This is a genomic window from Mesorhizobium kowhaii (assembly GCF_042431665.1).
In the GTDB taxonomy this organism is placed as follows: Bacteria; Pseudomonadota; Alphaproteobacteria; order Rhizobiales; family Rhizobiaceae; genus Mesorhizobium; species Mesorhizobium kowhaii.
Genome location: NZ_JBHLYT010000052.1, coordinates 25,387 through 38,545, shown reverse-complemented (window position 1 = coordinate 38,545; position 13,159 = coordinate 25,387). Strand labels below are relative to the sequence as shown.

13 protein-coding genes are annotated in these 13,159 nt (G+C 64.3%); 1 reads left to right on the top strand and 12 read right to left on the bottom strand.

What is annotated here, in order from left to right; genetic code table 11:
• Window positions 1-99: 99 nt before the first annotated feature.
• The 3 genes from ACFFNA_RS26560 to ACFFNA_RS26550 all read right to left on the bottom strand — a co-directional run bounded on the left by ACFFNA_RS26560 (window position 100) and on the right by ACFFNA_RS26550 (window position 3,642).
• A complete protein-coding gene (locus tag ACFFNA_RS26560) occupies window positions 100-1,008 on the bottom strand; it encodes a DMT family transporter (RefSeq protein WP_111549224.1) in 909 nt (302 codons plus the stop codon).
• 60 nt (window positions 1,009-1,068) lie between these two features.
• Window positions 1,069-1,956 carry a DMT family transporter gene (locus ACFFNA_RS26555; RefSeq protein WP_378922869.1) on the bottom strand — a complete coding sequence of 296 codons (888 nt, stop codon included), beginning with the start codon at window positions 1,954-1,956 and terminating at the stop codon, window positions 1,069-1,071.
• A gap of 174 nt (window positions 1,957-2,130) precedes the next feature.
• A complete protein-coding gene (locus ACFFNA_RS26550; RefSeq protein WP_378923090.1) occupies window positions 2,131-3,642 on the bottom strand; it encodes a S10 family peptidase in 1,512 nt (503 codons plus the stop codon).
• A gap of 191 nt (window positions 3,643-3,833) precedes the next feature.
• On the opposite strand from ACFFNA_RS26550, the gene ACFFNA_RS26545 reads away from it, so the two are divergent.
• A complete protein-coding gene (locus ACFFNA_RS26545) occupies window positions 3,834-4,340 on the top strand; it encodes an OsmC family protein (protein WP_378922867.1) in 507 nt (168 codons plus the stop codon).
• A gap of 50 nt (window positions 4,341-4,390) precedes the next feature.
• Here the strand turns inward: ACFFNA_RS26545 and ACFFNA_RS26540 are convergent, their stop codons facing one another.
• The 9 genes from ACFFNA_RS26540 to ACFFNA_RS26500 form a co-directional block, all read right to left on the bottom strand.
• Window positions 4,391-4,609, bottom strand: coding sequence for a hypothetical protein (locus tag ACFFNA_RS26540; protein WP_111549227.1), 219 nt, complete (start codon window positions 4,607-4,609; stop codon window positions 4,391-4,393).
• Window positions 4,610-4,779: 170 nt separating this feature from the next.
• Window positions 4,780-5,409 carry a hypothetical protein gene (locus ACFFNA_RS26535; RefSeq protein ID WP_378922865.1) on the bottom strand — a complete coding sequence of 210 codons (630 nt, stop codon included), beginning with the start codon at window positions 5,407-5,409 and terminating at the stop codon, window positions 4,780-4,782.
• 79 nt (window positions 5,410-5,488) lie between these two features.
• Entirely contained in the window at window positions 5,489-6,229 is a 741-nt protein-coding gene (locus ACFFNA_RS26530) for an SDR family NAD(P)-dependent oxidoreductase (protein ID WP_378922863.1), read from the bottom strand.
• Window positions 6,230-6,279: 50 nt separating this feature from the next.
• A complete protein-coding gene (gene purF, locus ACFFNA_RS26525; protein ID WP_378922861.1) occupies window positions 6,280-7,749 on the bottom strand; it encodes an amidophosphoribosyltransferase in 1,470 nt (489 codons plus the stop codon).
• A gap of 105 nt (window positions 7,750-7,854) precedes the next feature.
• Complete coding sequence (locus tag ACFFNA_RS26520; protein WP_378922859.1) at window positions 7,855-8,523, bottom strand: CvpA family protein; 669 nt, start codon at window positions 8,521-8,523, stop codon at window positions 7,855-7,857.
• A gap of 85 nt (window positions 8,524-8,608) precedes the next feature.
• Window positions 8,609-10,012 (bottom strand): DNA repair protein RadA, encoded by a 1,404-nt coding sequence (gene radA / locus ACFFNA_RS26515; RefSeq protein WP_111549232.1) that lies wholly within the window; start codon window positions 10,010-10,012, stop codon window positions 8,609-8,611.
• A 45-nt stretch (window positions 10,013-10,057) separates the two neighbouring features.
• Window positions 10,058-11,548 (bottom strand): replicative DNA helicase, encoded by a 1,491-nt coding sequence (locus tag ACFFNA_RS26510; protein WP_023761614.1) that lies wholly within the window; start codon window positions 11,546-11,548, stop codon window positions 10,058-10,060.
• 221 nt (window positions 11,549-11,769) lie between these two features.
• On the bottom strand, window positions 11,770-12,738 hold the full coding sequence (locus ACFFNA_RS26505; RefSeq protein WP_378922857.1) for a small ribosomal subunit Rsm22 family protein: 969 nt from the start codon (window positions 12,736-12,738) through the stop codon (window positions 11,770-11,772).
• Window positions 12,739-12,740: 2 nt separating this feature from the next.
• Window positions 12,741-13,064, bottom strand: coding sequence for a YnfA family protein (locus ACFFNA_RS26500; protein WP_111549391.1), 324 nt, complete (start codon window positions 13,062-13,064; stop codon window positions 12,741-12,743).
• Window positions 13,065-13,159: the final 95 nt, after the last annotated feature.

Sequence of the window (13,159 nt, the reverse complement as noted above, 5' to 3'; positions counted from 1 at the left end):
CGAAGTAGGACGGGCCGAGGGGTTTGGGGGGACTTGGGGGTGGCCCGTCACACCAATAATGCGTGACCCGGATGATGGTTCCGTGACTGTGTAACTTTTTTACGAAATATTTGACGCCATGCGTTGCGAGCGGGCCATCAGCCAATCCCGCCCCGCATGGGCAAACACCGCGCACAACACGATGGCGCCGCCGATCATGCTGGCGGCTGGTGCGATCTCGCCCAGGAACAGGAAGGCAAACAGGATCGCGAACGGCACTTCGGCCGAGCCGAGCAGCCCGGATTCGGCGGCTGGAATGAGCCGCGCGCCTTCTGTCCACAGGACTGAGGACAGCGCGAAGGAGACACCAAAGGTGACGAGCAGAACGGCATCCCTTGGTGAAACCGCCAGCGGATCGGTAACGAACCAGCCGAGCACGAACAGCAGGAAGGCCGACACCGCGCCGGCCCAGACCACGGGCGTGTCGCGGAAGGCACGCACCATGATCATGTAGAGCGCGCTGCCGATTGTCATCAGCAGCGCCAGCCCGTCACCGAACAGATTGCCGGTGCCGAAGCCGGACCAGACCATGATTGCAACGCCGCACAGCGACACGGCGGCGGCGACCATCGTCTGCAGGCGGAACGGTTCACGCGTCAGAACCCAGGCCAGCAGCGCGGTGACGAACGGCGCCGTGGCGTAGATGATCGCGACATTGGCGACGAAGGTGAATTTGAAGGCCGAGATGAAGGCGATGCTGGCCAGCGCCCCTTCCACCGCCAGCAGCCAGCCGCGCCAGCCAAGGCGCAGCGTTTCGCGGCCGCCGGAGCGGTGGCGCCGCCACAACACATAGAGGCTGATCAGGATCGAGCCGACAAAGCCGCGCCAGCAGGTGATGGTCAGCGGATCGGCATGGATCGACTTGGTCAAGACGCCGGTCAGGCCGAACACCGCCGCCGATGACGACACCAGCAGGATACCCAGCGTGCGTTCGGCGGTGCTGTCCGTCGTGGCTGCAATGTCACTCATACCGCCAGCCTACGCCGTTGCATCCTGACATCGTAGCGTCAGCAGTGATGGCGATCCACATCATAGCCGTTTGCGGAAATGCTCGGTGCCGACAATCAGCAGCCCGGCGGCGACGATAAGGGCAGCACCCAGAAACACCTCGCGGCGCGGCACGTCGCCCCAGATCGCAAAGCCGAGCGCGAACGCCCACAGCAGCGAGGTGTATTCAAGGGGTGCGAGGATCGAAGCCGGCGTTCGCTTCATGCCTTCGAACAGAAGATATTGCGCAAACCCGCCGAGCGCGCCGACGCTGGCGAGGAGCAGCAACTGGCGCCAGTCCGGTGTGTGCCACCAGAGCAGCGCCGGCCCCGCCGAAAAGAGCAGGAAATAGAAGTTGTTGAGGAGAAGCTGGATCATCGAGCGTTCGGCAAGCGCGGTCTTGCGCAAGAGCACGATGGCGATACCCCACAGACCGGCGGCCGCCAGCACCAGCAGCACCGGCACGGACAGGCCGAGATGGGTCGGGTCGCAAGCGACGAAGACGCCCGCAAAGCCGATCAGCACCGCAAGCCAGCGCAGCATCGGCACCTTTTCGCCGAGCATCGCCACCGAAAGCACGGTGACGATGATCGGTGCCGCGTAATAGACGGTGGTCAGTTCGGCGAGCTGCAGGCTGCGCGCGGCGTTGTAGTAGCAAAGCCAGGCGGCGAGCGTGAAGGCGCTGCGCACCAGCATCGGCCGCACGATCTGCGATCGCACCGTGTCGGCAAACAGCCGTCGCCCGCCGATCGCCGCGCAGGCGCCGAGAATGGTGATGCTGCGAAAGAACATGATCTGCCAGACCGTCATGCCGGTGACCAGCAGCTTGATCGAGGCATCCTGCGTCGAAAACAGGAAATAGGCCGCCCCCGTCAGCAGGATCCCGGCAAGGACCCTTTCGCGTGTTTCAAGAATGGCGACATCGGCCATAAGGCGCGGAACCTAGGGTGCGGGAGGCGACAGAAATGCTGCGAGGAGCGATGTAAAGAGCCTGGGAAGTCAGCTCTCTGGCACCAAGCTATACGGGCGAAAGCCGGCGCAGCGCTACGCCAGCCTCATGCTTGCGTTGGGGCAGGGGTTCCTTGGCGAGCTGCGTTGCGAACCTTACTGCGTCGGCTGGTAGAGTTCCGAAGCGGCCTCTTTCAGCGCGCGACGACCGTCGGGTCTGAAATACATCATGTGCCCGCCGTCGACGACATCGAGACGGATGGGCTTGGCATTGGCGAGTGACGGGATCTGGCTCACCAAGTAGCGCGAAGCCAGGTAAGGCGTGACAAGGTCGGTGTAGCCATTGACGATGACCACGCCGAGCGCAGGGTTCAGCGAGCGCGCTCGCTGCAGATCATCCATTACGCCGGCATAGCCTTGCCGCGAGATGCCGTAATCCCAATTGTGGCTGATATCGCCGTTGAGCAACCGATAGCTGACATCGGTGTGGAAATTCAGTTCGTCACGGGCGTAGCCGACGAAAGCCGAGGTCAGTGCCGGGACGCTGCGGTCGAGCACCGGATCCGGACCGGCAATGCCGGCGCTCTCCGGCGCGATATCGGCAGTCGCGATCGTGCCGTCATAAGGACTGAGCACATTGCCGCTGGCGCGGGCGAACTCCCTTGCGAACAGTCCGGTCGGGATGCGGGCGAAGTTCCGCTGGACGAGGTCGAGCGGCAGGCCGGTGATCTCCGCCACGCGCTGGCTCGCCAGCCGCCCGCCTTGCTCCAGCCCGCTGGCGAGAGCCGCAAGGTAATCGCCCAACGCGTAGTGCTCGACCTCGGCGAGCTTCTCCCGCAGCGCCTCGCCACCAATGCCTTCGGCGTGCAGGCGCACCGCCGCCAGCGAGGGAAGTTCGAGCGCCCAATGCAGCGGCTCGAATTCGTCGGGCTGGACAAGCATGAATTCGAGCGCTGGCGAGATCAGCACGATGCCGCTTGGACTGATGCCGATATCCTCTTGCAGTGTCCTGGCGAGCAGCGCCGCCCGGAACCCGCCATAGCTTTCCCCGGCGAGGAACAACGGAGATCCGGTGCGGCTGTTCTGAGCAAGATAGAGCCGGATGAAAGCCCCCATTGAACTGGCATCCTGGTTGACACCCCAGAAGTCGTGCGTGTCCTGGCCCGGTGCCTCGCGGCTGTAGCCGGCTCCGACCGGATCGACGAAGACGAGGTCGGTCATGTCGAGCCAACTGTCCGGATTGTCGATGAGTTTTTGCGGCGAAGGCAGGAATTCCCCCTCGGTTCCGGTGGCTATCACGCGCGGTCCGAGCGCGCCGATATGCAGATAGGCGGACGCCGCTCCCGGGCCACCGTTGAACACGAAGGTGATCGGGCGCCGCGAGTCTTTCACCGCGCCCGCCGGCGATCGCAGCGTGTAGGCGACATAGAAGATCTCCGCCGTGACCTCGCCCTTGCCGGAAAGCAGCGACAGCGTGCCGGCCGTAGCCTGATATTGCAGGCTGCGCCCGGCGATGGTGATCGAATGGTCCGTGGTCTGCGCGGGCGGCAGCAACGACAGCACGCCATCCGTCGGCGCAGGGCGCTCGGCTGTTTCGGCCAAGACGGGTTGCACGAGAGCGGTGAGTATCAGCAGGATGGCGGGAATGAGTTTCAGCCTGGTACGCATGACGCCTCCGGGAACGACTGTCGCATAGGTATGGCCGAGGCGATCGAAGTCAAAGGAAATGGCTTGTGGCAATGGTCTGTGTCTCCTGGCGCCGCGTTCCTTTGCGCTGTCCCTCCAGCGCATCCAAGGGTCTGCACATACCTCGCAACACAATGCTAAGAAGGCGCCGAAGACTGTCGAAAGGAACGAAAATGGATGCCACCGAACTGAAGGCTATGCAGGCGCCGCTGAAGCAGGCCTATCGCGACGACGCTTCGCAGGCGTTGATCACGCTTCGCGCCAAAGGCTCGATCGACGACCAGTCGGTTGCCTGCAAGGTGGAGACGGGCAGGGCGATTGCAATCGCCGGACTGCATCCCGCGACCGGTGGCTCAGGGCTCGAGCTCTGCTCGGGCGACATGCTGCTGGAGGCGCTGGTGGCCTGCGCCGGGGTGACGCTGAAGGCGGTGGCGACGGCGCTGGAGTTCAAGCTCGGCGCCGCCACGGTGGAAGCCGAAGGCGACCTCGATTTTCGCGGCACGCTCGGTGTCGCCAGGGATGCGCCGGTTGGCTTTCGCGCCATCCGGCTCACTTTCAGTCTCGACACCGATGAGCCGCAAGAGCGGATCGACTCGCTGCTGAAGCTGACCGAGCGCTATTGCGTGGTGTTTCAGACCATCAACCAGAAGCCGGAGCTGACGGTAAGCGCACGGCGCTGAAACGCCACGAGATCCGCGGCCGCCGGCCACGGATCCCGTGCGCCTGATGCTTACTGTGCTGCCGGCTCTTCGGCGTCGCCCTCGTCGGTGAAGGGCGAGGCGCTCGGCACGCATTGCACCGACCAGCCGGTCGGTGTCGGCTGCTTCTGATATTCGGTGATGGCGGCGGTGCACTGTTCGCGCTTGTCGAAGGTGCTGGGCAGCACGACCATGCCGCCCTGCGGGCCGGCGATTACCAGATACCAGACCAACGCTACGGTCGAAGCCATGGGGAATTTCCTTGTTCTGCCCAGCCAGGGCGTTTGTTGCGGGAGTCGGTACTTCTACCAACTCCATGGAAATGACGAAAGCATGACCGCCGCGCAGCCTTCCACCGTCACATCACAGCCGCGTGATGATACGGTGGATTCTAGCCCCAATTCCTGAGGTCCAAGCGGGCTCAGTTGGTGGCAAAACAATAGAACAGGCCGTCACCGCCGGTGCCCTTCAGCGCCTCCTGGCTGCAGCCTCCACGCGACGCGTGCGAGGAGTTCCAGGATTTGGCAGCCGCCGAATCGTCAAGGCCGGTGCGGTCGTGATGGCCCATCATCGCGGCACCTTCCGCCCCGCTCATCGTCCAGTCGCCGCAGGTCTGGTCGGCGATCTTTGTGCCGTCGGGCTTGGAGCCGGTCAGCATGTCGTGGCGGTTTGGCGTGTCGCCACGGCCGTTGACCACTTCGCCCTTCTCGTTCAGCGCCGTCTGCTTGGTGATGCCGTTGGCGTCGCTGTGCAATGAAGCGACGTCGTCGGCGATCTTCACACCCTTGGCGTTCATCCAGGGCCCCTTGCCGATGCGGTCGCGCGCGTCGGTGTCGCTGGTCGACAGATAGGCGGCCCAGCTCTTCCCGGTGACGCCAGCGGCTTCCGCCAGCGAGGCGCAACGCGCGTCCGCACCCTTGAGGCCGCCGAGGTCGGCACCCTTGCCGGAGCCAACGCTGGTGACGAAGAAGCTCATCGTTGCGTCTTGCGAATAGGCGGCGCCCGCGGCTGCGATCAGGGCGGCGGCGGTGGCGAGAAGCACTCTGCGCATGGTGTCCTCCGTTCAGGGTTCGAATGTCTGACATTCGAAGAACGTCGGCAGTGCCGAAAATCTTCCGGCAAAAAAGCAGCTATTCCGGCTGACGATAGGCGACAAAGCGGTTGTGCTTGGCCTGGAAGATCAGTCCGGTCTCTTTCAGGTCCGGGCTGGCCAGCGGCACGATAAGTTTGGCGACCTCCGAGGGGTGCGGCAGTGTTGCGGGATCCTCGCCAGGCACCGCCTGGGCGCGCATCGCGGTGCGGGTGGCGCCTGGGTCGGCGGCGTTGACCCTGAGCGGCAGGCTTTGCGTCTCATGCGCCCAGGAGCGCATCATCGTCTCGACCGCAGCCTTTGATGCCGCGTAGGGGGCCCAGAAGGCACGCGCCGAGTGGGCCGAATTCGCGGACAGCAAAATGGCGCGGCCGGCGTCGGAGAGCCGCAGCAGCGGGTCGACCGAGCGGATCAGCCGCCATGTCGAGATGACGTTGATGGTCATCACCTTCTCGAACGTTTTCGCCTCGACATGGCCGATCGGCGAGATGACGCCGAGGACGGCGGCATTGGCGACGAGAATGTCGAGCTTGCCCCAGCGTTCGTGGATGGCGCCGCCCAGCCGGTCGATGCCGACCATGTCGGCGAGGTCGAGCGGCACCAGCGTCGCCTGGCCGCCGGCCGCCTTGATCTGGTCGTCGAGCTCTTCCAGCCCGCCGACGGTGCGCGCAACCGCGATGACATGCGCGCCGGCTGCAGCCAACTCCTTGGCGATGAAATAGCCGATGCCGCGCGAGGCGCCGGTGACGACCGCAACGCGGCCGGTAAGGTCGAGGGTCATGCGATGGATTCCGGGAATTTGATTAACGCAGATGACGGTGCCGCAAGAGCCTACGACCCGCTCGTCGCCAGCAGCGACAGCGTGCGCACATTGTCGTGGCCTTCGAAGTCGAGCAGGCGGGTCGGATATTCGCCGGTGAAGCAGGCGTCGCAGAATTGCGGCTGGTCGTTGTCGCGGCTGGCCTCGCCGACGGCGCGATAAAGGCCCTCGATGGTGAGGAAGCCGAGCGAATCGACCCGGATGAACTCGGCCATTTCTTCCACCGACATGCGCGATGCCAGAAGCTTCGATTTTTCCGGCGTGTCGACGCCATAGAAGCAGGAGGCGCGCGTCGGCGGCGAGGCGATGCGCATGTGCACTTCCTTGGCGCCGGCGTCGCGCACCATCTGCACGATCTTCTGGCTGGTGGTGCCGCGCACGATGCTGTCGTCGACCAGCACCACGCGCTTGCCCTCGATCATGCGGCGGTTGGCGTTGTGCTTCAGCTTGACGCCCATGTGGCGGATCGAATCGCCCGGCTGGATGAAGGTCCGGCCGACATAGTGGTTGCGGATGATGCCGAGCTCGAAGGGAATGCCGGCGGCTTGCGAAAAGCCGATCGCCGCCGGGGTGCCGGAATCCGGCACCGGCACGACGATGTCGGCCTCGACCGGGCTTTCCTGCGCCAGTTCGGCGCCGATGCGCTTGCGCACTTCATAGACGTTGCGGCCTTCGACCGAGGAATCCGGCCGGGCGAAGTAGACGTATTCGAAAATGCAGAAGCGGGTCTTCTGGGGCTCGAACGGGAACAGGCTTTCAATGCCCTTGGACGTGACGACGACCATCTCGCCGGGCTTGAGATCGCGCACGAAACGCGCGCCGATGATGTCGAGCGCGCAGGTTTCGGACGCCAGGATCCAGGCTCCGTCGAGATCGCCGAGCACCAGCGGCCGGATGCCGAGCGGATCGCGGCAGCCGATCATCTTCTTGGATGTCATCGCCACCAGCGAGAAGGCGCCCTCGACCTGGCGCACCGCGTCGATGAAACGCGAGTTCAAATCGCGCTCCTTGCTGGTGGCGACAAGGTGCAACAGCGTCTCGGTGTCGGAGGTGGACGAGAAGATCGCGCCCTGCTTCTGCAGCGCGCGCTGCACGGTCATGGCGTTGGTCAGGTTGCCGTTGTGGGCGACGGCAAAGCCACCATCGGCCAGTTCGGCGAAGAAGGGCTGGATGTTGCGCATGCCGGCGCCGCCCGTCGTGGCGTAGCGCGTATGGCCGATGGCGCGGTTGCCTTGCAGGCTGTCGATGACGCGCTGCTTGGTGAAGGTGTCGCCGATCAGGCCGACATGGCGTTCGACATGGAACTGGGTGCCGTCATAGGAAACGATACCGGCGGCTTCCTGGCCGCGATGCTGCAGCGCATGCAGGCCAAGTGTGACGATGGCTGCCGCATCCTGCCGGCCGAAGATGCCGAACACGCCGCATTCGTCGTGGAAATGGTCGTCGGCCTCGGCGGAAAGCACGTCGTCTGCGTCTGCCATCTTAAGCTCCGCTAAAATCGCCATATAATGCGGGTTCGCGTCGAAAGCAACGCACACCGTGCAGCCGTTCACACCATCGTCAGTTCACGGCGCCCGTTCAGGGCGTCAGTTTGCCGGTGCAGCTGGTGCTGGATTGGCCGGGGCGTTGTCCGCGGGCGGTGTTGCGGCGTCATCGTCCGGCGCGGGCGTATTGGCATCGTCGCCACCTGCCGGAGCATCCGCCGCCGGTGCGTCCGGAGCGGCGGGCGTCTCGGCAGCCGGCTGATTCGGATTGAGCTTCTTGAGGATGGAGTTTTCCGGATCCTCGGGCAGCAGGCTTTCGAGCTTGGCGCCGATCTGTTCCAGCAACGGCCGCGACTTGGCATCCGTGACCCAGGCCGGTGCCTTGGCGCCAGCCAGCCAGTTGAAGAACAGCAGCGCGACGGCAACGACCAGAATGCCGCGTGCCGCGCCGTAGAGGAAGCCCAGCGTGCGGTCGAGTGCGCCGATCCTGGAATCGATAATCCAGTCGGCGAGCTTCATGGTGATGACCGAGACGACGATCAACGCGATGACGAAGACGATGCCGGCGGCAGCCGCCATGGCGATCTTTTCGTTGTCGATGTAAGGCTTGAGGTAAGGCAGGACCGGCTTGTAGAAGAAGAACGCCGCCGCTGCCGCCGCTGCCCAGGAGACGACGGACAGGATTTCGCGCGAAAAGCCGCGAACCATGGCGAGCATCGCCGAGACCAGGGTGAAGCCGACGAGAATTCCGTCAAGCAGCGTAATCGGCATGTCTTTCGCCCCACTCCATGAGCCGCATTATAGCGCGTAGCATCGGGTTTTCCCAAAACCGGTTCCCACTTTCGGGTCCGATGCTCTAATCTTGCTCGTCCACGCGGCTTCGGCGTGAGCCGGCTATGCGTGCCACGAGGTCGGCAAGCTCGGTCGGCTGGAAAGCACCGGCCCCGATCCCCCCGGCAAGTTCCTCGCTGCCCAAGGGCAGAACCGCGCTTCCAAAACCCAGCTTTTCGGCTTCCTTGAGGCGCTGTTGCGCATGCGCAACCGGCCTCACGGCGCCCGAAAGGCTGATTTCGCCGAAATAGACGCAATCGGCGGGAAGGGCAAGACCGGTGAGCGAGGAAACCAGTGCCGCCGCCACCGCCAGATCGGCCGCGGGCTCCGAAATGCGATAGCCGCCGGCGACGTTGAGATAGACATCATGGCTGCCGAAGCGCACCCCGCAATGGGCTTCGAGAACCGCCAGGATCATCGACAGCCGGGCGCCGTCCCAGCCGACGACGGCGCGGCGCGGCGTGCCGAGCGAGGACGGCGCGACCAGTGCCTGGATCTCGACCAGCACCGGCCTCGTGCCCTCCATGCCGGCGAAAACCGCGGCACCGGGCGATTTCGCATGGCGTTCGCCAAGGAAAAGCTCGGACGGGTTGGCAACCTCGCGCAGGCCCTTGTCCGACATTTCGAAGACGCCGATCTCGTCGGTCGGTCCAAAGCGGTTCTTCACCGTGCGCAGGATGCGGAAGTGATGGCCGCCTTCGCCCTCGAAGTAGAGCACGGCGTCGACCATATGCTCGACGACGCGTGGCCCGGCGATCTGGCCTTCCTTGGTGACATGGCCGACCAGGACGATCGCCGCACCCGTGGATTTCGCATAGCGGATCATCGCCTGGGCGGCGGCGCGCACCTGGGTGACGGTGCCTGGCGCCGAATCGGCGAGGTCGGTCCACAGCGTCTGGATCGAGTCGAGGATCACCAGGTCCGGCCGCTTGCCGTCGGCGATGGTGGCCAGGATGTCCTCGACATTGGTCTCGGCTGCAAGTTCCACTGGGGCGGCGGCAACACCGAGCCGCTGCGCCCGTAGCCTGATCTGCGCGACGGCCTCTTCGCCCGAGACATAGACGACGCGGTGGCCTTTTGACGCCAGTGCAGCTGCGGCCTGGGTGAGCAGCGTCGATTTGCCGATGCCGGGATCGCCGCCGACCAGCAGCGCCGAGCCGCGCACGAAGCCGCCACCGGTGGCGCGATCGAGCTCGCCGATGCCCGAGATGATGCGCGGCGCGTCCTCGATGTCGCCCGACAGCGTGGTCAGCACCACCGCGCGGCCCTTGCGGGCATTGCGCGTGTTGGCCGGTCCCGAGCCGATGCCGCCGGACGTGCCTTCCTCGACGAGTGTGTTCCACTCGCCGCAGGCGTCGCATTTGCCGGCCCAGCGCTGGTGCACCGATCCGCAATTCTGGCAGATGAACTGAACGCGCGATTTGGCCATCAGTCGGATGCTGCCTGGCGAAGGAAAGAGACCTTTCTCAAGAGGTCACTCGAACCTTTCCGGCAGGTGATGCTCTTCGGCAAGGTCGGAGAAGCGGGTGAATTCGCCCTGGAAGGCAAGGCTGACAGTGCCAGTCGGTCCATGGCGCTGCTTGGCAATGATCACTTCGGCCTTGCCCTGGACCTCGATCATCTTTGTTTCCCAGGCGAGGTGCTCGGGCGTGCCTTTCTCCGGCTCCTTGTTTTTGATGTAATATTCCTCGCGGTACACAAAGAGCACCACGTCGGCGTCCTGCTCGATCGAGCCCGATTCGCGCAAGTCGGACAGCTGAGGATGCTTGTCGTCGCGGCTTTCGACCTGACGCGAGAGCTGTGAGAGCGCGATGATCGGCACGCCAAGCTCCTTGCCGAGCGCCTTCAATCCTGTGGTGATCTCGGTGATTTCCTGGACGCGGTTCTGCGACGCCTTTGCGGACGAACCCTGCATAAGCTGGATATAGTCGATGACCATCAGATCCAGCCCGCGCTGGCGCTTGAGGCGGCGGGCGCGAGCCGCGAGCTGGGCAATCGAAATACCACCCGTCTGGTCGATGTAGAGCGGGCGCTTGTGGTTCTCCTGCGTGTACGCGACAAGCTTGCCGAAATCGGCTTCCGTCAGGTCGCCGCGCCTGATTTTCGACGATGGGATCTCGGTCTGCTCGGAGATGATGCGGGTGGCCAATTGCTCCGACGACATTTCGAGCGAGAAGAAGCCGACGACGCCGCCATTGGCTGCCTTGACGGAGCCGTCGGCCTGCTGGGCGGGCTCATAGGCGGCAGCGATATTGTAGGCGATGTTGGTGGCCAGCGATGTCTTGCCCATGCCCGGGCGGCCGGCGATGATGATCAAATCCGATGGCTGCAAGCCGCCCATGCGGTGGTCGAGATCGCGCAGGCCGGTGGCAATACCGGAGAGGTGGCCATCGCGCATATAGGCCGCACTGGCCATGTCGACGGCGTTCTTCAACGCATCGGAAAAACTTTCGAAACCGCCGTCGTAGCGACCGTTTTCGGCCAGCTCGAACAGCCGCCGCTCGGCATCCTCGATCTGTTCGGTGGGCGCCATGTCGACCGGCGCGTCATAGGCGATGTTGACCATGTCCTCGCCGACGGTGATCAGCGCGCGGCGCGTCGCAAGGTCATAGATGGCGCGGCCATAGTCGGTGGCGTTGACGACGGTGACGGCTTCCACCGCCAGCCGCACGACATATTGCGCCATCGTCATGTCGCCGACCTTCTCGTCGGCCGGCAGGAAGGTTTTTAGCGTGATCGGCGTCGCCACCTTGCCCATGCGGATGAACTCTGACGCCACCTCATAGATCTTGCGGTGCAGCGGCTCGTAGAAATGGCTGGCCTTCAGGAAGTCCGAGACGCGGTAGAAAGCGTCATTGTTGACGAGGATGGCGCCGAGCAGCGCCTGCTCGGCCTCGATGTTGTTCGGTGCTTCGCGATAGAGCGGTGTTTCCGCGACGCCGAATTTTCGCGCTGCTTCTGCCATGATATCCCCGATTCCGATCCCGGCTTTTTCGATACCAGAATGGGAAAAGTCAGTGCTGACTTATCTGCAACAGTGTCGATGCCAACCAACATCAATGCTCGCTTGTTCACAGGAACAACAAATCGTCCACAGGACAGAATTCCCGTGCCCCGATTTCAGTTGACTCAGCAAGGTAACAATTTACACGAAAAACAAGAACGAAGCAAGAACAATTGTGCCGGTCAAGTCTCCAGAACGTCGCCCCAGTCCGACCGCCGAGCGACCTTGAACGTCTCGCCGTCGCGCTTGGTGAACAGCCTCTCGCCGGCACTGCCGTTGCTCTCGCAAAGTTTCAGCAACACCTTGCCGGATCCGGATTTTGGCGGCGCAATGACCCGTGCCCGAAGGGAAGGAGCCGGCTGTCGCGAGGCGGCGACATAGATGAACTTCTCGTCCTCCCATGGCACGTCGGCATCCTTGGCCAGCCGGTGCAGGCGTGAGCGGGCGACGCGGCGGGAAAAATGGCACCAGTCGGGCGGGTCGAGCGGGCAGGGCGCCTGATGCGGGCAAGGCGCAAGCACATGCGCGCCGGCCTCTATCAGTTGCCGGCGCACCGCAAGGATGCGCTGCCATCCGGCGGGCGTGCCCGGTTCGACGATCAACAGCGTATCGCCTGTGAGTTGCCACAACCGACCGATGAGCTTTGGCAGAGACGCAGGGACAATTTCATCGAGCACATAGGCGCAAGTGACCAGATCGGCCGGCTCGAGATCGGCAAGGTCGATGGTGGCGTCGCCGGCCAGCCATCTGGTTCGAGCGGCAATTGCGCCGGCGGCAAGCGTCTCGCCGACCTTGCGCACCGCGGCGCTGGCTTCGAACAGCACCGCCTGTTCAAGATCGGGCCACAGGTCGGTGGTGGCCCAAAGCACCGTACCAGGGCCGGCGCCGACGTCGAGCAGGCTCTTGGGTTGAAAGCTGGGCCTGGCGTCGCTCAGCGCGTCGAGGCTGGCGCGGACGGCGGCGTAGGTCGCCGGCAGCCGCGTCGCCAGATAGGCTCGCACGGCCACGTCCTGCGCCATATGCAGCCGGCCGTCGCGTAACTCGGCGCGGTAGCGGTCGGACAGCGTTTTTGCCGCCTGCTTCAGTGTCGCCAATGGAACGTTTTCGAGCAAGCGCTCGACGCCCTGGCGAAGTGGGGCCGGCAACTCCATGCTCAGGCTCCGCGTGGCGCGATGAGGATCACGGAGGCGCCGACAATGCAGAGCGCTGCACCGGCAAGATCCCCGCGGTCGGGGCGCACGCCCTCCACCAACCAAAGCCAGCCAAGCGACGCCGCGATGTAGATGCCGCCATAGGCGGCGTAGGCGCGGCCGGCGGCATTGGCATCGACCAGCGCCAGCAGGAAGCCGAACAGAGCGAGCGAGGCGAGACCGGGAAGCAACCACAGCGGCGACTTCTCCAGCCGCCACCAGGCCCAGAACGAAAAGCAGCCGGCGATCTCGGCCAGCGCGGCAGCGACGTAGAGGACGTAGGTCATGAAAAAAGGTCCGGTGGCGATCACGGGACCTTTTTCAGGGCAGGGGCGGGCAATGGCAAGCGGCAATAGTATTTCTAATACATGTCGCCCAAAAG